This is a genomic window from Haemophilus sp. THUN1692 (assembly GCF_059704395.1).
Window position 1 is genome coordinate 138,108 of record NZ_AP046579.1, and the last position, 18,641, is coordinate 156,748.

General features: G+C 38.3%; 16 protein-coding genes and 2 pseudogenes. 11 read left to right on the top strand and 7 right to left on the bottom strand.

Going from position 1 to position 18,641, the window contains the following annotated elements; translation table 11 throughout:
- Nucleotides 1–6: 6 nt before the first annotated feature.
- Both AC6H0A_RS00680 and AC6H0A_RS00685 read right to left on the bottom strand, forming a co-directional pair.
- Nucleotides 7–675: pseudogene (locus AC6H0A_RS00680) on the bottom strand (amino acid ABC transporter permease).
- On the bottom strand, nucleotides 665–1,324 hold the full coding sequence (locus tag AC6H0A_RS00685; RefSeq protein WP_070046998.1) for an amino acid ABC transporter permease: 660 nt from the start codon (nucleotides 1,322–1,324) through the stop codon (nucleotides 665–667). Before AC6H0A_RS00685 ends, AC6H0A_RS00680 begins: the two are co-directional and overlap by 11 nt.
- A 281-nt stretch (nucleotides 1,325–1,605) precedes the next feature.
- Here AC6H0A_RS00685 and tnpA point away from each other — a divergent pair, with 281 nt between their 5' ends.
- The gene (gene tnpA, locus AC6H0A_RS00690; protein WP_005639541.1) at nucleotides 1,606–2,070 is read left to right on the top strand and encodes an IS200/IS605 family transposase; all 465 of its coding nucleotides are present in this window, start codon (nucleotides 1,606–1,608) and stop codon (nucleotides 2,068–2,070) included.
- A gap of 114 nt (nucleotides 2,071–2,184) precedes the next feature.
- Here tnpA and AC6H0A_RS00695 read toward each other — a convergent pair whose 3' ends face one another.
- The gene (locus tag AC6H0A_RS00695; RefSeq protein ID WP_005642229.1) at nucleotides 2,185–3,216 is read right to left on the bottom strand and encodes a branched-chain amino acid aminotransferase; all 1,032 of its coding nucleotides are present in this window, start codon (nucleotides 3,214–3,216) and stop codon (nucleotides 2,185–2,187) included.
- A 474-nt stretch (nucleotides 3,217–3,690) separates the two neighbouring features.
- Between AC6H0A_RS00695 and AC6H0A_RS00700 the strand changes: the two genes are divergently transcribed.
- From AC6H0A_RS00700 to cysB, 7 genes are all read left to right on the top strand, one after another.
- Nucleotides 3,691–4,584: a transcriptional regulator GcvA gene (locus AC6H0A_RS00700; RefSeq protein ID WP_005642227.1), complete on the top strand. Its 894-nt coding sequence runs from the start codon at nucleotides 3,691–3,693 to the stop codon at nucleotides 4,582–4,584.
- Entirely contained in the window at nucleotides 4,577–5,668 is a 1,092-nt protein-coding gene (gene rlmM / locus AC6H0A_RS00705) for a 23S rRNA (cytidine(2498)-2'-O)-methyltransferase RlmM (RefSeq protein WP_005642225.1), read from the top strand. The genes AC6H0A_RS00700 and rlmM overlap by 8 nt, the downstream gene beginning before the upstream one ends.
- A 35-nt stretch (nucleotides 5,669–5,703) precedes the next feature.
- Nucleotides 5,704–6,873, top strand: a complete 1,170-nt coding sequence (sucC, locus tag AC6H0A_RS00710) for an ADP-forming succinate--CoA ligase subunit beta (RefSeq protein ID WP_005642223.1) — start codon at nucleotides 5,704–5,706, stop codon at nucleotides 6,871–6,873.
- Nucleotides 6,873–7,742 carry a succinate--CoA ligase subunit alpha gene (gene sucD, locus AC6H0A_RS00715; RefSeq protein ID WP_005642222.1) on the top strand — a complete coding sequence of 290 codons (870 nt, stop codon included), beginning with the start codon at nucleotides 6,873–6,875 and terminating at the stop codon, nucleotides 7,740–7,742. Before sucC ends, sucD begins: the two co-directional genes overlap by 1 nt.
- A 134-nt stretch (nucleotides 7,743–7,876) precedes the next feature.
- Nucleotides 7,877–8,500: an L-threonylcarbamoyladenylate synthase gene (locus AC6H0A_RS00720; RefSeq protein WP_005638700.1), complete on the top strand. Its 624-nt coding sequence runs from the start codon at nucleotides 7,877–7,879 to the stop codon at nucleotides 8,498–8,500.
- Nucleotides 8,501–8,547: 47 nt separating this feature from the next.
- Nucleotides 8,548–9,621, top strand: coding sequence for a 23S rRNA pseudouridine(2605) synthase RluB (gene rluB, locus AC6H0A_RS00725; protein WP_005642217.1), 1,074 nt, complete (start codon nucleotides 8,548–8,550; stop codon nucleotides 9,619–9,621).
- 11 nt (nucleotides 9,622–9,632) lie between these two features.
- Complete coding sequence (gene cysB, locus AC6H0A_RS00730; protein ID WP_005642215.1) at nucleotides 9,633–10,604, top strand: HTH-type transcriptional regulator CysB; 972 nt, start codon at nucleotides 9,633–9,635, stop codon at nucleotides 10,602–10,604.
- A gap of 560 nt (nucleotides 10,605–11,164) precedes the next feature.
- On the opposite strand, the pseudogene AC6H0A_RS00735 reads toward cysB, so the two are convergent.
- Both AC6H0A_RS00735 and prmB read right to left on the bottom strand, forming a co-directional pair.
- A pseudogene (locus AC6H0A_RS00735) lies at nucleotides 11,165–12,228 on the bottom strand (MFS transporter).
- Between the two features lie 103 nt (nucleotides 12,229–12,331).
- A complete protein-coding gene (gene prmB / locus AC6H0A_RS00740; protein WP_005642211.1) occupies nucleotides 12,332–13,276 on the bottom strand; it encodes a 50S ribosomal protein L3 N(5)-glutamine methyltransferase in 945 nt (314 codons plus the stop codon).
- A gap of 129 nt (nucleotides 13,277–13,405) precedes the next feature.
- Between prmB and smrB the strand changes: the two genes are divergently transcribed.
- Nucleotides 13,406–13,909 carry an endonuclease SmrB gene (gene smrB, locus AC6H0A_RS00745; RefSeq protein ID WP_005642209.1) on the top strand — a complete coding sequence of 168 codons (504 nt, stop codon included), beginning with the start codon at nucleotides 13,406–13,408 and terminating at the stop codon, nucleotides 13,907–13,909.
- A 77-nt stretch (nucleotides 13,910–13,986) separates the two neighbouring features.
- On the opposite strand, the gene pta is transcribed toward smrB, so the two are convergent.
- Nucleotides 13,987–16,122, bottom strand: a complete 2,136-nt coding sequence (gene pta, locus AC6H0A_RS00750; RefSeq protein ID WP_005642207.1) for a phosphate acetyltransferase — start codon at nucleotides 16,120–16,122, stop codon at nucleotides 13,987–13,989.
- Nucleotides 16,123–16,189: 67 nt separating this feature from the next.
- Nucleotides 16,190–17,395, bottom strand: coding sequence for an acetate kinase (locus tag AC6H0A_RS00755; RefSeq protein WP_005642205.1), 1,206 nt, complete (start codon nucleotides 17,393–17,395; stop codon nucleotides 16,190–16,192).
- A 220-nt stretch (nucleotides 17,396–17,615) separates the two neighbouring features.
- Here AC6H0A_RS00755 and yfbV point away from each other — a divergent pair, with 220 nt between their 5' ends.
- Both yfbV and AC6H0A_RS00765 read left to right on the top strand, forming a co-directional pair.
- Nucleotides 17,616–18,059, top strand: coding sequence for a terminus macrodomain insulation protein YfbV (gene yfbV / locus AC6H0A_RS00760; RefSeq protein ID WP_044232996.1), 444 nt, complete (start codon nucleotides 17,616–17,618; stop codon nucleotides 18,057–18,059).
- An 86-nt stretch (nucleotides 18,060–18,145) separates the two neighbouring features.
- Nucleotides 18,146–18,637 carry a CvpA family protein gene (locus AC6H0A_RS00765; RefSeq protein ID WP_005642201.1) on the top strand — a complete coding sequence of 164 codons (492 nt, stop codon included), beginning with the start codon at nucleotides 18,146–18,148 and terminating at the stop codon, nucleotides 18,635–18,637.
- Nucleotides 18,638–18,641: the final 4 nt, after the last annotated feature.

The following is an 18,641-nucleotide window of genomic DNA, read 5'->3' on the forward strand; positions in this document are numbered from 1 at the left end:
GGTTCCTTAATTTTCCCAACGCGCTTCTAAGTAACGAGAAAATAATGAAAGTGGATAACAAATTACAAAATATAAACAGAAAATTACACCGTATATCCAAAGGACAGCGGATTGATTAGTGAAAAGAGAATGTTCAATAATTTGTTGGCCAACTTTGATAACTTCAACCACACCAATTAACATGGCAAGTGAACTGGTTTTTATCATACGTGTGAATAAGTTAATCATACTTGGTGTCACTCGTTTTAGGCTTTGAGGAAGTAAAATATAAATGAAAGTGTGCAAGGGCGTTAAGCCTAGGGCGTAAGCCGATTCAATTTGATGCTTTTCAATGGAAGTAAGCGCACTACGCACGAGATCCCCCATTTCTGCAGTTCCCCAAAAAATAAAGACAAGAATACAAACAGTGACACTATCTAAATGGATATCAAACCATTTTGCCTATCCAAAATAGGCAAGAAACAGAAACACTAATAATGGAATAAGGCGTACAAATTCAAGATAAAAGCCTGTAATTGCTTTGATAAGGTTGTTTTTACTTGTCATGAGTACGCCTAAAATAATCCCTAAGAAGCAAGCAAAAAATACTGAAATAAATGCAATTTCAGCGGTAATCCAAAGCCCATGGAGTAAGCGGTTTAATTGGTTACCTTGGAATAATAATTCAAGCCCCATATTTTGCTCTCCGAGTATGTTTTTCTAAATAGCGAATCAAAATTGACATAGGTAATAAAATAATTAGATAAAATATAATCAATAAAAATAAGGACTCATTTGTTTTGTAATCCATACCAATGATTTCTTTTGCAATAAACATTAATTCTGCGACAGCAACTGCGCTGATAACGGAGGTTTCTTTCATTAAAAATAAACAGTTTGCTCCAATAGCTGGCATAGAAATGGCAAAGGCTTGAGGTAAAATCACATAGCGGAAAGCTTGAAAAGGTGTTAAACCGATGCTGAGAGCAGATTCTATTTGCCCTTTTGAGACTGCTTCTAATCCCTCGCGAATGGCCTCAGCCATATAGCTCCCACCTAAAAAAGCCAATCCAATCACACCACAAGTGAATCCATCTAATTTAATGCCAACTTTAGATAAGCCGAAATAAAGGAAAAACACTTGAATTAAAAGTGGGGTATTACGAGAAAGCTCAATGTAGCTTTTAACTAGCCAATTTAATGATTTCACTTGGTAAGTACTTATCACTGCACAAATTGTGCCGATAATCAGCGAAAGTAAGATTCCCCAAAAGGAGAGAGAAAGTGTCATTAATGTTGCATGTACAAATCGCGGAAAAACGTTAATGATATAATCCCAGTTCATTTTCTTTTTATGAAAGCATTGTCTGTAAAAAGATAATAAAAGAGATTTTTTATGTTGAAAAAGAATTGAAACGAATGATTTATAGTAAAATGGAATAAGATGAAAAAAGAAAATGCGGTGAAAATTCACCGCATTTATTTCTTATAGCCAGCCAAAAGTCTGGCTATAAAAACCATACACTATGCGTATGGAGCCAAATAGCTTAAGCGATGAACAGAAAAAATCCTCGCTATATAATGAACAAGGCTGACAACCAAAATTCAACATATAGGAGGATTATCATGGTAAGTAAAACCAGTGACGATTCAAGTCTATCACACACAAAATGGAACTGTAAGTATCACATTGTATTTATCCCGAAGTATAGAAGAAAAGCAATTTATGGAAAGTTAAGAGCAGATATAGGTCAAATATTGAGGCAGTTATGTGACTATAAAAATGTGGAGATAATAGAAGCGCATGCAATGCCAGACCATATCCATATGCTCTTAAAAATCCCAGCTAAAATATCAGTATCAGGTTTTATGGGCTATCTGAAGGGGAAGTCAGCGCTGATGATTTTTGAAAGACACGCGAACTTAAAATATAGATATGGAAATAGGCATTTCTGGGCGAAAGGATTTTTTGTAAGCACAGTAGGGTTAAATACAAAAGTGGTAGAGGATTATATAAGAAACCAAGAAAAAGAAGATATGGTTCAAGATAATTTATCAACGAAAGAACATGTTGACCCCTTTAAGGGGTAATCAAGGAAATAATTAGACGCGGTTGTCAGTTCTCACAAGCCCCTTGAGGGGCTTGTGAAGTATAGGCCCTTATAGAGGAGCCTAAAAACCGCACGTTTTACGTGCGGATTGTTATTATTCTACTTTCACAATCCAGCCTTCAGGCGCTTCGACATCACCGAATTGGATGCCTGTGAGCTCTTCATAAAGGCGACGTGTTACTGGACCCACTTCAGTTTCAGAATAGAACACGTGGAATTTGCCTTTATGTTGGATTCCACCAACGGGTGAAATTACTGCTGCAGTACCACAGGCACCCGCTTCAGCAAATTGATCTAGCTGATCGATATAAACATCGCCTTCAATTGCTTCCATACCTAAACGTTCTTTTGCGATATGTAAAAGAGAGTATTTGGTGATACTTGGTAAAATAGATTCTGATTTTGGTGTGATGAATTTATTGTCTTTTGTGATGCCAAAGAAGTTTGCCGCACCGACTTCTTCAATTTTAGTGTGAGTTTTTGGATCTAAATAAATGGCATCAGCGAATTTACGTTCTGGCGTACCTTGTTCTGCCGCTAATACATGTGGCAGAAGGCTTGCAGCGTAGTTACCCCCCACTTTTACGCCACCTGTTCCCATTGGTGCAGCACGATCGTATTCTGTGGTAATAAAGTTAGATGGTGTTAAACCACCTTTGAAATAGGCGCCAACAGGGCAGCAGAATACAGAGAAAATAAATTCTGGCGCAGCTTTCACACCGATGTTTTCACCTACGCCAATTAAGAATGGGCGTAAGTATAGGGTTGCACCAGAGCCGTAAGGTCCGACCCATTCTTCGTTTGCTTTCACTACTTCTTTACATACACGGATGAATAATTCTGTTGGCACTTGTGGCATGAGTAAACGATCCGAAGTATGCTGCATGCGCTTTGCATTTTCTTGTGGACGGAATAAGTTGATTGAGCCGTCTTTACAACGATAAGCTTTTAAGCCCTCAAAGCATTGTTGACCATAGTGAAGTGCGGTAGAACCTTCGTGAATATGTAAGGTATTGTCTGTGGTGAGTTTGCCTTCGTCCCATTTGCCATCTTTCCAGTGAGCGATGAAACGATAATCTGTTTTGATATAACTAAAACCAAGGTTATTCCAGTCTAAGTCTTTCATTTTGCTTCCTTAATTTATTTTTATGAATGAAATAGGGGTTAATCTACATCATTATTATGGGAATTTGAATCTTAAATTTTCAAAATTGGTTAATTTCTAGAAAATTAACTAATAATTGTGAAATTTGTGAAGTCGATCAGAAAATCAAGATGTAACTGTGATAGAATCAGGAAGAAAAAACGCTACTCAAGAATAGCAGCGTTTAACCAATAAGGTTTAAATATACAGGAAGTAAATGAGTAACTTGATTTTGTTACTCAAGTTCGGTTACCCGAACTATATGCAAACACAACATCATACTTAAGTCCGAAACTCATTAACTAGTAAGGAATTACCAATCATTAAGTATGGTTGTATTGTAAGGAAAAAGGGTAGGAAAGGACAAATGACGTTTTTTTATTTGAAGTATTAGAAAAACTAATCCGAATTAAATCTTGTCTATTATAGACAAAAATTTTATGAATGGAAATACTTATGTATAAACGTTTGCCACCGTTGAATTCGTTAAAAGCTTTTGAGTCAGCTGCTCGCTATTTAAGTTTTACTAAAGCGGCAGATGAGCTTTGTGTGACACAAGCGGCCGTTAGTCATCAAATTAAATTATTAGAAGAGTTCTTAGGAATTGAATTATTTAAGCGAAAGAATCGTTCTTTAGAATTAACAGAGCTGGGAAAAGCTTATTTTGTTGATATTAACAAAATTCTGCGCCGCTTAAATGAAGCAACAGAACGATTGTTAACGTTAAAAACGGATCCGCATTTAAATATTAGCGTGCCACAAACTTTTGGTATCCAATGGCTCGTGCCACATTTAAGTGAATTTAATCAGCTTTATCCGCAAATTGAGGTTCGTTTAACAGGCGTGGATCAAGATGAAGGCTTGTTAAATAAAGAAATTGATCTTGCTATTTATTATGGTTTAGGAAATTGGCAGAATCTCCAAGTGGATCGTCTTGGCGAAGAAAATTTATTGATTTTAGCCTCACCCGAATTGTTAGCCGAAAATCCAATTATTCAGCCTGAAGATTTAAAAAAACACACATTAATTCACATTCATACACGTGATAATTGGCAAGCGATGGCAAATCATTTACAGTTAGATGATTTAAATATTCAGCAAGGGCCGTTATTTAGCCATACATTTATGGCGTTACAGGCAGCAATTCATGGGCAAGGCATTGTATTAGCTAATCGCTTATTAGCCTTGCAAGAAATTGAAAATGGCTCCTTAACAGTGGTGTTGCCAACCAATTTGCCTGATCCAAAATCATTTTATGTGGTCAATCATCTTGATCGCCTTGATGACCAAAAAATTCAAGCATTCCGTCAGTGGATTATTAACTCAATTAAACAAGAAGAAAATGAATAAACTCGCATTATATTGTCGCCCTGGTTTTGAGAAAGAAGTCGCCGCAGAGATCACCGATCAAGCAAGCAATTTAGGTGTATTTGGTTTTGCACGAGTACAAGATAATTCGGGCTATGTCATTTTTGAATGTTATCAACCTGATGAGGCTGATCGCCTTGCTCGAGACATTCCTTTTAATCGTTTGATTTTTGCTCGTCAGATGATGGTTATTTCCGATTTATTGGAAGATTTAGATCCCGCTGATCGTATTAGTCCCATCGTGGCTGCGTTTGAAGAATTATCACAACAAATTAATTTTGCTCAATCTAGCGAGCTTTTTGTAGAAACTGCAGACACAAATGAAGCGAAGGAGCTTTCCACTTTTTGTCGTAAATTTACCGTGCCTTTACGTCAGGCATTGAAAAAACAAGGTTGGCTTTCTGCAAAGGCGACTCAAAAGTGCGGTCAATTTTTACATTGTTTTTTTGTAAAACCGAATTGCTGTTATGTGGGATATTCTTATGTAGATAATCATTCCTCTCATTTTATGGGAATCCCTCGTTTAAAATTTCCGGCAGATGCACCAAGTCGATCTACGTTAAAACTAGAAGAAGCTATTTTGACTTTTATTCCGCGTAAAGAAGAGAATAAACGTTTAAATGAAAATATGATTGGTGTTGATTTAGGGGCTTGCCCAGGCGGTTGGACGTATCAATTAGTCAAACGCGGTTTATTTGTTTATGCAGTTGATCACGGAAAAATGGCGGCGAGTTTGCATGATACGGGGCGCATTGAACATTGCGCGGAAGATGGTTTTAAATTTCAGCCGCCTAAAAGGAAAAAAGTGGATTGGTTAGTCTGTGATATGGTGGAACAACCAAGTCGTATTTCTTTATTGATTGGCAAATGGTTGCTGAATGGTTGGTGCCGAGAAACGATTTTCAATTTAAAATTACCCATGAAAAAACGCTATCAAGAAGTGATATTATGTTTAGAAAACTTGGCTGTTATGTTGGCTGAGCAGAATTTAAATTTTGATATTCAAGCAAAACATTTATATCACGATCGTGAAGAAATCACGGTACATATAGCATTAAAACCTTGAGTGAATTGTTTTCATAACCCAAAAGGATGTCGCGAATGAATTTACACGAATACCAAGCAAAACAACTATTTGAGCATTATGGATTACCCGTAAAAAATGGGGCGGTTTATCAATCTGTTGATGAGGTAGATTTGGTACTGGCTCAACTTTCAGGCGATAAGTGGGCAGCGAAATGCCAAGTTCATGCGGGTGGGCGTGGTAAAGCAGGTGGCGTTAAATTGGTACAGGATGTAGAGGAAGCAAGATCTTTTGCAGAAAAATGGCTAGGACAACGTTTAGTCACTTTTCAAACGGATAAATTGGGTCAGCCAGTAAACCAGATTTATTTTGAAGAAACTTGCGATATTGATAAAGAATTTTACTTAAGTGCGGTTGTTGATCGCGCCTCTCAAAAAGTGGTGTTTATTGTTTCTCCTGCCGGTGGAATGAATATTGAAGAAGTCGCGCAAAATTCACCGCACTTACTTCACAAAGTCACCATTGATCCTTTATTTGGAGGATTGCCTTATCAAGGCCGTGAATTAGCGTTTAAATTAGGGTTAAGTGGTACGCAAAACAAACAGTTTACCGATATCTTTATGGGCTTATCTCGTTTGTTTTTAGAAAAAGATTTATCTTTAGTGGAAGTCAATCCACTTGTTCTAACTAAACAAGGCAATTTGGTTTGTCTCGACGCCAAAATATCTGTTGATGATAACGCTTTATTTCGCCATAAAGATCTCTTAGCTCTGCAAGATTTAACTCAAAATGATGCTCGTGAAGCAGAAGCTGAAAAATTCCAGTTAAACTATGTGGCTTTAGAAGGCGACATTGGTTGTATGGTAAACGGGGCAGGGCTTGCAATGGGAACCATGGATATTGTGAAACTCTATGGTGGGAAACCTGCGAATTTTCTTGATGTGGGTGGTGGTGCAACGAAAGCGCGGGTTGCTGAAGCGTTCAAAATCATTTTAACCGATCCTTCAGTGAAGGTGATTTTAGTGAATATTTTTGGTGGCATTGTTCGTTGTGATTTGATTGCTGAAGGCGTGATTGCTGCAGTAAATGAAGTGGGCGTGAGAGTGCCTGTGGTTGTACGATTAGAAGGAACGAATGCTGAAATCGGTCGCCAAATTTTAGCGGAAAGCGACGTTAATATTCTTACCGCACACAGTTTACAACAAGCCGCAGAATTAGCCGTGAATGCAGCAAAAGGAGAACACTAATGGCGATTTTAATTGATAAAAATACCAAAGTGATTTGCCAAGGTTTTACTGGTGGACAAGGGACTTTTCATTCTGAACAAGCATTAGCCTATGGAACGCAATTAGTCGGTGGCGTATCACCAAATAAAGGTGGAACTACTCATCTTGGTTTGCCTGTATTTAATACGGTTCGTGAAGCCGTCGAAAATACAGGAGCAACAGCGACCGTCATTTATGTGCCAGCACCATTTTGTAAAGATGCCATAATTGAGGCCATTGATGCAGGGATTCAGTTAATTGTCTGTATTACTGAAGGCATCCCTACATTGGATATGCTTAAGGTAAAACAAAAATTAAATGAAACTGGCGTTGTGATGATTGGGCCAAATGGCCCGGGGGTGATTACGCCTGATGAATGTAAAATCGGCATCATGCCGGGACATATACATAAAAAAGGCAAAGTGGGGATTGTTTCTCGTTCTGGTACTTTAACGTATGAAGCGGTAAAACAAACTACAGATGAAGGCTTTGGACAATCTACTTGTGTGGGTATCGGTGGCGATCCTATTCCAGGTTCTAGTTTTATTGATATTCTCGAAAGATTTCAACAAGATCCCGAAACAGAAGCCATTGTGATGATTGGCGAGATCGGTGGTTCCGCAGAGGAAGAAGCGGCAACCTTCATAAAAGATAAGGTCACTAAACCAGTGGTAGCCTATATTGCGGGTATTACGGCGCCAAAAGGCAAACGGATGGGACATGCGGGTGCGATTATTAGTGGCGGAAAAGGCACTACTGCAGAAAAAATTGCAGCACTTGAGGCCTCAGGCGTAACCTGTGTAAAAAGTCTCGCTGAAATTGGTGCAGCCTTGAGAAAGGTATTAAAATAACTTTAGAAAATTAACCGCACTTTGGTTTGACAAGGCGTAGATTGACTCTCTACGCCTTTATTTTTATATGCTCGCCATTATAAAGTGCGCGCAAAACTGCTATAATCAGCGCACACTTTTTAAGGAAGAAACAGATGAGCCAATTTTTTTATATCCACCCTGAAAATCCACAAGCGCGCCTGATTAATCAAGCCGTAGAGATTTTACAAAAAGGCGGTGTGATTGTGTATCCGACTGATTCGGGATATGCCTTAGGCTGTATGATGGGCGATAAACATGCAATGGATCGCATTGTGGCGATTCGTAAATTGCCTGAAGGACATAATTTTACGTTGGTGTGTAGTGATTTGTCGGAACTTTCAACTTACGCAACGGTGAGCAATACCGCTTATCGTTTGATTAAAAATAATACGCCAGGGCGTTATACTTTTATTCTTACTGCAACGAAAGAATTACCGCGTCGTTTAATGACATCAAAACGTAAAACCATAGGTTTACGCGTACCAGATAATAAGATCGCTTTAGATTTACTTTCAGCGTTAGGTGAGCCGATTTTATCTTGTTCGTTAATGTTGCCAGGTGAAGAACATACCACGCAATCTGATCCTGAGGAAATTCGAGATCGTTTGGAACACCAAGTCGATTTAATTATTCATGGTGGATATTTAGGACAAGAGCCTACAACAGTGGTGGATTTAACGGAAGAATCGCCAGTGATTTTGCGCGAAGGAAGTGGAAGTACTGCTCCTTTTATTTAACTTATAGACGCTTGTGAAAGCGACCTTTCCATTATTTAAGGAAAACAATGAAACCTAGTCAAAAACAAACTCAAAGACAACCGCACTTTTCCAAAGATTCAGCAAAGAAAAGTGATTTTCCAGCTAAAAATGATAGACGTTCAGTGTCTCGTACCGTACGAGTAGAAACGACAAATACGAAAAAAAGTGCGGTTAATTCTGACAACAAATTTTTATCTAAGCCAAAAGCGAAACCTGTTGTAAAAGCCTCGAATCAACCTAAAGTAGAGGGCGAAAAATTACAGAAAGTTTTAGCGCGTGCTGGACAAGGCTCTCGTCGTGAAATTGAAACGATGATTGCCTCAGGCCGAGTGAGCGTAGAGGGTAAAATTGCGACTTTAGGCGATCGCATTGATGTACATTCTGGCGTGAAAGTGCGTATTGATGGTCAAATCATTAATCTTAGCCACGCACAAAAAGAAATTTGCCGCGTGTTAATGTATTACAAACCTGAAGGTGAACTTTGTACTCGTAGCGACCCAGAAGGGCGTGCCACAGTGTTTGATCGTTTGCCACGTTTAACAGGCTCTCGTTGGATTGCGGTGGGGCGTTTAGATATTAATACATCGGGTTTGTTGCTTTTCACTACTGATGGTGAATTAGCAAATCGCTTAATGCACCCAAGCCGTGAAGTTGAACGTGAATATTCCGTGCGTGTATTTGGTCAAGTGGATGATGCAATGTTAGCGCGTTTACGTAAGGGCGTTCAGCTTGAAGATGGTCCTGCTAATTTTAAAGAAATTAAATTTACAGGTGGTGTGGGTATTAACCAATGGTATGACGTAACCTTGATGGAAGGACGTAATCGTGAGGTTCGCCGTTTGTGGGAATCACAAGGGATTCAAGTCAGCCGCTTGATTCGTATTCGTTACGGTAATATCAAACTGATGAAAGGTTTGCCTCGTGGTGGCTGGGAAGAAATGGATCTTGAAAACGTCAATTACTTGCGCGAGCTTGTGGGATTACCGGCTGAGACTGAAACGAAATTAGATGTTACACAGCCACGTCGTCGTCCAAAATCTGGACAAATTCGTAAAGCGGTAAAACGTTATTCTGAACTTAGAAAACGTTATAAAAAATAAGGACTTTTTTTATGAAAATGCAGCAACTGCGCTATATTGTTGAAATTGCTAACCATAATTTAAATGTAACTGAAGCGGCTAATGCGCTTTATATATCACAGCCTGGAATTAGTAAGCAAGTGCGGTTGCTGGAAGATGAATTAGGTCTAGAAATTTTTGAACGTCATGGCAAGCATATAAAATCGATTACTCCGGCGGGAAAAAAGATTATTTCGATTGCACGCGAGTTACTTGTTAAAGCGCAAGGTATCCGTGCTATTGCGGATGAATATACTCAGCCAAATCACGGTGTGTTACGTATTGCGACGACAAATACTCAGGCACGTTATATGCTGCCAAGCGTGATTGAACGTTTTTCCCAAAAATATCCTGATGTAAGTTTGCATATTCACCAAGGTTCGCCAACACAAATTCATGATGCATTAATGTCAGGTGAAGTGGATTTGGCGATTACTACCGAAGCGCCTTATTTATTTGATGATTTGGTTCAGATTCCATGTTATTGGTGGAATCGTGCAGTGATTGTTACGCCCGAGCATCCGCTTGCCAAAGTGAAAGAATTGACGATTGAGGAATTAGGTAAATATCCGCTTGTGACTTACACTTTTGGTTTTACAGGTGTTTCTGATTTAGATTACGCTTTTAATAGCGCAGGCATTTTGCCGAATATAGTCTTTACGGCTACCGATGCCGATATCATTAAGACTTATGTGCGCTTAGGCTTAGGGGTGGGCATTATGGCATCTATGGCTCATACGCCATCAGATACAGATCTTGTGGCGATTGATGCAAGTCATTTATTCCGCCCTAGTATGACGAATATTGCATTTAAACATAGCACGTTCTTACGCAATTATATGTACGATTTCATGGAATATTTTTCACCGCACTTAACTCGTAGCGTCGTGGAAAAAACCGAGCGTTTGCGTGATAACAATTCAGTGAAAAAATTATTTGATAACGTGAAATTAGACGTTAGATAAATTAGTTGTTGAAATTAAGTGATAGAGAAAAGGACGTTAAACGTCCTTTCTTACTCTTATTGTTCATTCTGATTTTGAAGTTTTTCTTGTTTTGAATGATAAAAATAAAGATATATTAAACCAATTGGTGCAATAAAAATTGAGAATATGAAACAAATCGCCATTGTGATTAGTTTTGTTACAAGCATTAAAGGTGCATTAACGAAAAAACATTATCACCTAAAATATATTCGATAATACTTTCATAAACGAATCGAGAATAAGGATATAATAATAAGCAGATTAATCCTAGGATTGCATTTGTTACAAGAATAGATATTTTCCCAGTGTGATTATATCCGTTATAGCTTATAGCAACTATAAATATAAAGAATATTAAACCAAATAGAAATTGTCGAGTATAGTAAGCTTTTGATAATCCACCAAGAGTCTTAGATAAAAATGACATGGTATCTCCTTATTCTTGAATTTATAGTCTTCCTCAGTCTAACTTACATCGTAAATAAGTGCAATTTATTTATGTATAAAGGTGTATTGTGTATATTTGATTAATGCACTTGTTACAATAAAAATAAATATGGTACCAAGTTCATGACGATCACTGTTGCGATAGAAAGTAATAATCTTGATGCACCAAGAATAAAACCACGATTAGTGCCATTATCAAATTTAACTAATAAGTTTGCCATCGCCGTGAGGGCATACACTTCAATGACTGTAAAAATGACGAGATAGGCATAGGCGGAAAATATGGAAAGATAACTTAAGGTGATAAACCAAGGCACGATAATTCCAATAGCCAACAGAGGGGCAACCCATGTTGCTTGTTTGATTGTTAAATTAATTTTTCGGGAAAAATAGCTTTGTAATAGCACGGTGAGTAATCCGTTGCCAAATAATGCTATCGGTGAATGTTCAGGCATGCCAAGTTTATTGTTAAATAAAAATGGGAAAATGACAAAGAAAGAGCTTGCAATGGCAAGAGGTAAAAATAGCATTAAATGCACCATGAGAAATTCTTTTGTAATAATTTCTTTGATTTGTGTAAAGCGAAATTTTACCAACGTTTGTAAGGTTTGAATTTGATAGAAAGGTTTCACCATTAAGGCGAATAATACGGCTTCCATTGAAAAACAGACCCAAATGAGCAAGTCGATATGTTCGTATTTAATAAATGGGATGACTAAAAGCGGCGCAAACATGGATGACATGGAGGTCACTTTTAGATATTTCCCTTGCAAGCGAGTTTTTTCTTTGTATTCATCTCCTGCCAACACAAGTAAGCAGGCTTTGGCATTGGTTCCAAATAAGCAACTGCCTAAACCAAAACAAGTGGTCGCAATAAGAAGTAATAAATAATTATCTGCTGCGAGAAAGAAAATATAAGCTATCACATCTAAAAAACAGCCGAGCAACATCATTTTGGCTAAACCATAACGATTGCCTCAAATACCAGCAAGAATGGAAAGGGCTTGGTTTGAGAAAAAGAGTAGTGATAAGGAAAAGGCAATTTCGCTGTTGCTTAATCCTTTACTTTGTAGATAAATCAGAAATACCGTTTGCACAGAAAAAAAGCAAGGGTGGAAAAGAAACGCCGAGTAAGTAAAAGTTTTTGTAAATTCATAGAGCCAAAGGATAAAAAAGAAAAGCACACGTTGAATAACGCGCGCCATAAATTTTATAAGTGCGGTTGAAATTGATATTAAAATTTTACCGCACTTGAAAGATTAAAACAGATCGTGATATTTCACTAAATCCTTACGCTGAATAGCAAATACGCCTAGTCCGCCATTTTTAAGCTCTACCCATTCAAATGGAACATCAGGATATTGCTCAATTAAGCTTACCATGCTATTGCCCACTTCACATACCAAGACGCCATTTTCAGTTAAGTAATTTGGCGCTTGTTTCAAAATTTGTTTGGTAATGTTTAAGCCATCATGGCCAGAACCTAAGGCTAACTCTGGTTCAAAATGGAATTCTTCTGGCATATCGGCGAGATCTTCTGCGTCCACATAAGGTGGATTGGTCACGATAAGATCGTATTTTTGTCCCAAAATATTTTCAAATAAGTTTGATTGAATAGGGAATACGCGATGTTCTAATTGATGACGTGAAATATTGATCTCCGCGACATTAAGTGCATCAACTGATAAATCTACCGCATCCACTTCCGCATTCGGGAAAGCATAAGCACAAGCAATAGCAATACAACCGCTGCCTGTGCATAGATCGAGAATATGATTCGGCTCTTGTGAAATTAAATCTTCAAAGCGATCTTGAATTAAAGCACTAATTGGAGAACGCGGAATAATGGTTCGTTCATCGACATAAAATTCGTGACCGCAGAACCACGCGCTATTTGTTAAATATGCCACTGGTACGCGTTGTTCGATTCGGGTTAATACAAGTTGAACTAAGCTTTCTTTTTCAGATGGGGTTAATCGACTGTTAAATAATTCGGTAGGTAAATCAATGGGTAAATGTAAGCCACTTAAAACGAGTTGTAGGCTTTCATCCCAAGGATTATCGTGCCCTTGCCCGAAGTAAATATCAGATCGATTGAGAATGCTATACGTCCAACGCAGAAAATCTTGGATGGTTTGCAGTTCGTTTGCAACATTATCTTCCAAGATAGTTGCAACTAATTCTTGGTTATGTGAGGTTTCCATCGCATTTCTCCATAAAAGTGAGTAGAAAAGTTAGCATAAAATTCGGTATGAAAATTTGGCGTAGTTATACCACAGATGAGAATGTAGAACTATGATATGATACGCAAAATTTGAAATTAATGAGAAAAAATGCAAGACGAATTTGATTTATTCCGAGCGGAAACCAAAGGCATTAAGCCAATTAAACAAGATACTTTTGTTGCCCCACGCCAAAAACGTGATCAGAAAAAAATAGAATTGAAAGAATTACGAGCAAAAGAAGATACATTGTTCTATTTTTCTGATGAATATGAGCCGTTACTGAATGAGCATGATGGTGTTGTGAAATATTTACGTGATGGGGAAGATTCCCATTTATTAAAACAACTTCGTCGTGGAGATTTTTCGCCAGAATTGTTTTTAGATTTACACGGTTTAACCCGTGAACAAGCTAAGCAAGAATTAGCCGCACTTTTACTGGCTTGTGAAAATGAGCATATTGATTGTGCTAGTATCATGACGGGCTATGGCACCTTTACATTGAAAAAACAAATTCCACGTTGGCTAGTACAACATCCTAAAGTGCGGGCATTACGTCAAGCGCCAAGGGAGTGGGGTGGCGAAGCCGCAATTTTGATTTTAGTTGATTTGTAAGAAAACGTTATAAAAAAATACCGCACTTTTACTGCCTAGGGCAAAGTGCGGTATTTTCTTTTATGTTTTTACTTGAACTATTGTGTTGCTTGAATTGCGGTTAAGGCAATTGTGTACACAATATCATCAACTAAGGCTCCGCGAGATAAGTCATTGACTGGTTTACGCATACCTTGAAGCATTGGACCAATAGACACTAAATCTGCAGAACGTTGTACTGCTTTGTAAGTCGTGTTACCAGTATTCAAGTCAGGGAATACGAATACCGTTGCTTTACCTGCTACTGGTGAATTTGGTGCTTTAGAGCGAGCCACATCTTCCATCACAGCCGCATCGTATTGTAATGGACCATCGATTAATAAATCAGGGCGTTTTTCTTTCGCAATTCGAGTTGCTTCTTTCACTTTTTCAACATCAGCACCACTACCAGATGTACCCGTTGAGTAAGAAATCATCGCGACTTTTGGATCAATACCAAATGCTTTCGCAGAATCAGCAGATTGAATTGCGATTTCAGCAAGTTGTTCTGCAGTTGGATCTGGGTTTACCGCACAGTCACCATAAACAAGCACTTGATCTGGTAATAACATAAAGAAGATAGAAGAAACAATTGAACTACCCGGTGCAGTTTTGATGATTTGCATTGGTGGGCGAATGGTGTTTGCAGTGGTGTGAACGGCCCCAGATACTAAACCATCCACTTCATTTGCTTCTAACATCATGGTACCAAGCACGACGGTGTCTTCTAGTTGTTCACGAGCCGCGGTTTCTGTCATACCTTTAGCTTTACGTAATTCAACTAAACGAGCAACATAGTTTTCACGAACGTCTGCTGGGTTAATTATTGTAATCCCTTTACCTAGTTTAACACTTTGTGCTTCAGCTACACGTTGAACTGATGACGGATCTGCCAAAAGCACACATTCCGCAATGCCACGTTCTGCACAAAGTACGGCTGCTTTGATTGTACGAGGTTCATTGCCTTCAGGAAGCACAATACGTTTTTTCGCCGCACGAGCAAGTTCAGTCAATTGGAAACGGAACGCTGGTGGGGATAAACGACGTAAACGAGTAGAATCCGCAACTAAGTTATTGATAAAGTCAGCATTAAAGTGCTGGCTAGTGTATTGTTTGATGTTTTCAATACGCTCTTTATCATCAACGGGCACTTCAAGGTTGAAGTTTTGTAAATTTAATGCTGTTTGCCAAGTATTACCTTCAATACGGAAGATTGGCAATTTTGCTTTTTCAAAAGCTGGTTGGCAAAGTTTATTGATTTGAGCATCAATTTTGTAACCGCCAGTTAATAAGAGACCGCCGATTTCAATACCATTTGACGCTGCGAGAGCAGCTGCTACAAGTACATCTGGACGATCTGCTGAGGCGACTAATAAGCTACCTGCACGGAAATGTTCAACCATATTTGGTAAACTTCTTGCGCAGAAAGTGATACCACGGATACGACGGTTAATATCTCCTTCAGTGATAATTGATGCGCCTAAGTATTTCACTAAATCGATCGCACGTGTTGCGATTAAATCTGCAGACCAAGGCACACAAGCTAATAATTTGATTGAGCTATTTGCAAATAATTTGCTCACTTCTGCTTCACAAGCATGGCTGTGTTGGAATGAATCAAAGATTTCAGTAAGATCAGGGCGTGTACGACCAGATTCATCAACAGGTGCATTAAATTTATTTACAACTACGCCTAAAAGATTTGGATTGTTTTTACCACCAAATAGAGAGGCTGCAGCTTCTACACGATCTTTTAATTCTGTTGGGGTTTCAGTTGCAGGTGCTGCAACTAATACGATTTCCGCATCTAATGCTTGTGCAATTTCATAGTTGATGCTATTTGCGTAACCGTGTTTTCTTGTGGGAATTAAGCCTTCAACTACAACGATATCGTTGTTTTTAGTTAATTGTTGGTGATTTGCCACAATTTTTTCTAACAACACATCAGACTGATTTTGGCCAATCAATGATTCCGCAACGCTTAACATAAACGGTTCAGAAGTTTCAAGGTTAGTGCTGGTGCGAATGATAGAGGTTGTGCGATCCAGTTTATCTTCACCTGTGCTTGGTTGAGAAACTGGTTTCATAAAACCAACTTTTGCGCCTTTTTGTTCAAGAGAATGGATTAATCCTAGACTAATGCTAGTTAAACCCACGCCTGTGCTTACAGGGATAAGGATAATCGTGCGAGACATAGTTAAACCTTAATGTGTATATGTTATAAATAAAAACTGCCGAAAAATTCGGCAGCTTGTTGTTAAATTAGAAACAAAGTTTTGCGGTATCTTGTGCGATAACTAATTCTTCGTTAGTTGGAAGAACAATTGCTTTAAATGCGGAATCATCAGTAGTGATGACGCCATCTTTACCGAAACGTGCCACAAGATTGCGTTCGTTATCCACTTTAATACCGAATAATTTTAAGTGATTTAATGCTAATTCACGAACGTGCGCTGAGTTCTCACCAATACCACCCGTGAAAGCAATCGCATCTAAGTGATCATCACCTAATACAGCCATATAAGCACCGATATATTTCGCTAAACGATAGCTGTATACATCTAAAGCGCGTTTTGCTTCTGGTTTAGATGCGTCATCGTAGTTATCTTCAGCATAACGGCAGTCGCTTGTTACTTCAGTTAAACCTAAAAGACCAGATTTTTTCACTAAAGTCTCTTCGATTTGTTCCATAGACATACCTAAAGTTTTGTATAGGTAGAATACGATTGCAGGATCGATATCACCACAACGAGTGCCCATGACTAAACCTTCTAACGGAGTTAAGCCCATTGATGTATCGATACATTTACCGTTACGCACAACAGAAACAGAACCACCATTACCTAAGTGACAAATAATCGTATTGACTTGGTCTGCAGGTTTTCCTACATATTCAGCGACTTCACGAGAAACGAAGTAGTGGCTAGTACCGTGTGCACCGTAGCGACGAACGCCATGTTCTTTATATAAAGAGTATGGAAGGGCATAAAGGAATGCTTCTTCAGGCATGGTTTGGTGGAATGCTGTATCAAAAACTACTACGTTTTTATCTTTTAAGTGCGGGAATGCGTTGAATGCTTCGTGAATACCGATTAAGTGTGCTGGATTGTGAAGTGGTGCAAATTGTGCAGCATCCTCAATACCTTTAACGACTTCATCAGTTACGATAACAGATTGGGTGTATTTTTCACCACCATGTACGATACGGTGACCAATTGCCGCGATAGAGTTTTTAAGCTCATCTGTCATGATATTAGACGTGATAAAGTTAAGTGCTTCAGTATGAGCTGCACCTGCGCCTAAATCTGCGTTACCTTTCTCGCCATTGAGTTTCCATTTGATACGAGCTTCTGGTAAGAAAAATGCTTCCGCTAAGCCAGATAATTTTTCTTCACCTGTTGCAGGATCAAGAATTGCAAATTTTAGTGAAGAACTACCACAGTTAAGGATAAGAACAAGTTTTGACATGGGAACCCTATATTTGATTAAAGTTAATGGAAATCCACCTTGCTGATGGACTGAAAAAAACTAGCATAGGATACACCTTTTGATAAACAAAATAAATTCATCCCAGCATAAAAAGACAACGATTTATGGAACTTTTTGAAAAATTAAACTTTTTCAGTAAGGTGACAATTTCAGGCAAACTGGGGTATGATAAGTGCGGTTGTTTTTTAAAGGTGTTTTTATGGCATTTTTTTCCATTTTAAAACAGGGACAAATTTATCTTAATACTTGGCCACAGGAGGCTAAGTTAGGGATTATTTTTCCAGAAAACCGCATTATGAAAGCCACGAATTTTGCACAAAAATTCATGCCCTTTGTTGCTGTATTTGCAGTGGTGTGGCAACAGATTTATGCAAAAAATGATTTGATGGCCTTTTCTATTGCCGTTTTGACCGCACTTTTTTCCTTGCTTATTCTTTTTCAAGGTCTTTATTGGCTTGGTAAGCGTGCGAATTCGCCATTAGAAAAACAAAGTGCGGTATGGTTTTATGATATTTGCGAACGCTTAAAACAACTACATGAACCCTTGCCTCTTGTGCAAGATCAACCGACATACCAACATTTAGCAGAAGTCTTAAAGAAAGCTCAAAGCAAATTTGAACGTGCTTTTTGGCAGGAAATTTAGTTTACGCAAACGTTTTCTTTTTGGCTTTGTTTTTGTAGAATACCTCGGTCGTTTTAAACGGCCGTTTTTCATTGAGAGATTTTTTAATGATCGATTACATTATTATTGGCATTATCGCTTTTTCTATTCTTGTCAGTTTATTACGTGGTTTTGTGCGCGAAGTGCTTTCACTCGGTAGCTGGGTTGTGGCATTTATTGTAGCAAGTCAGTTCTATCCTTATCTTGCCGCTTATCTTACGCAAATTGAATCAATTTATATTCGTAATGGAACCGCAATCGGGATTTTATTTGTACTGACTTTAATCGTGGGTGCCATAGTAAATTATGTGATTAGTCAATTAGTAGATAAGACGGGTTTAAGTGGCACCGATCGTGTTTTAGGTGCGGCTTTTGGTTTAGTGCGCGGTGCACTGATTGTCGCTGCGTTATTATTTTTCATGGATACCTTCACCAATTTTGAACAAACTGATTGGTGGAAAGAATCTCAATTAATACCGCACTTTGGTTTTATTATTGAATGGTTCTTTCAACAACTTCAGGCTAGTTCAAGTTTTTTAAATCCAACGCTTAATCAATAAGGAA

What these genes read in the sequence shown, in the direction of transcription:
- AC6H0A_RS00685 (WP_070046998.1), bottom strand. Translation starts at nt 1,324, where the DNA reads ATGAACTGGGATTATATCATTAACGTTTTTCCGCGATTTGTACATGCA.
- tnpA (WP_005639541.1), top strand. Translation starts at nt 1,606, where the DNA reads ATGGTAAGTAAAACCAGTGACGATTCAAGTCTATCACACACAAAATGG.
- AC6H0A_RS00695 (WP_005642229.1), bottom strand. Translation starts at nt 3,216, where the DNA reads ATGAAAGACTTAGACTGGAATAACCTTGGTTTTAGTTATATCAAAACA.
- AC6H0A_RS00700 (WP_005642227.1), top strand. Translation starts at nt 3,691, where the DNA reads ATGTATAAACGTTTGCCACCGTTGAATTCGTTAAAAGCTTTTGAGTCA.
- rlmM (WP_005642225.1), top strand. Translation starts at nt 4,577, where the DNA reads ATGAATAAACTCGCATTATATTGTCGCCCTGGTTTTGAGAAAGAAGTC.
- sucC (WP_005642223.1), top strand. Translation starts at nt 5,704, where the DNA reads ATGAATTTACACGAATACCAAGCAAAACAACTATTTGAGCATTATGGA.
- sucD (WP_005642222.1), top strand. Translation starts at nt 6,873, where the DNA reads ATGGCGATTTTAATTGATAAAAATACCAAAGTGATTTGCCAAGGTTTT.
- AC6H0A_RS00720 (WP_005638700.1), top strand. Translation starts at nt 7,877, where the DNA reads ATGAGCCAATTTTTTTATATCCACCCTGAAAATCCACAAGCGCGCCTG.
- rluB (WP_005642217.1), top strand. Translation starts at nt 8,548, where the DNA reads ATGAAACCTAGTCAAAAACAAACTCAAAGACAACCGCACTTTTCCAAA.
- cysB (WP_005642215.1), top strand. Translation starts at nt 9,633, where the DNA reads ATGAAAATGCAGCAACTGCGCTATATTGTTGAAATTGCTAACCATAAT.
- prmB (WP_005642211.1), bottom strand. Translation starts at nt 13,276, where the DNA reads ATGGAAACCTCACATAACCAAGAATTAGTTGCAACTATCTTGGAAGAT.
- smrB (WP_005642209.1), top strand. Translation starts at nt 13,406, where the DNA reads ATGCAAGACGAATTTGATTTATTCCGAGCGGAAACCAAAGGCATTAAG.
- pta (WP_005642207.1), bottom strand. Translation starts at nt 16,122, where the DNA reads ATGTCTCGCACGATTATCCTTATCCCTGTAAGCACAGGCGTGGGTTTA.
- AC6H0A_RS00755 (WP_005642205.1), bottom strand. Translation starts at nt 17,395, where the DNA reads ATGTCAAAACTTGTTCTTATCCTTAACTGTGGTAGTTCTTCACTAAAA.
- yfbV (WP_044232996.1), top strand. Translation starts at nt 17,616, where the DNA reads ATGGCATTTTTTTCCATTTTAAAACAGGGACAAATTTATCTTAATACT.
- AC6H0A_RS00765 (WP_005642201.1), top strand. Translation starts at nt 18,146, where the DNA reads ATGATCGATTACATTATTATTGGCATTATCGCTTTTTCTATTCTTGTC.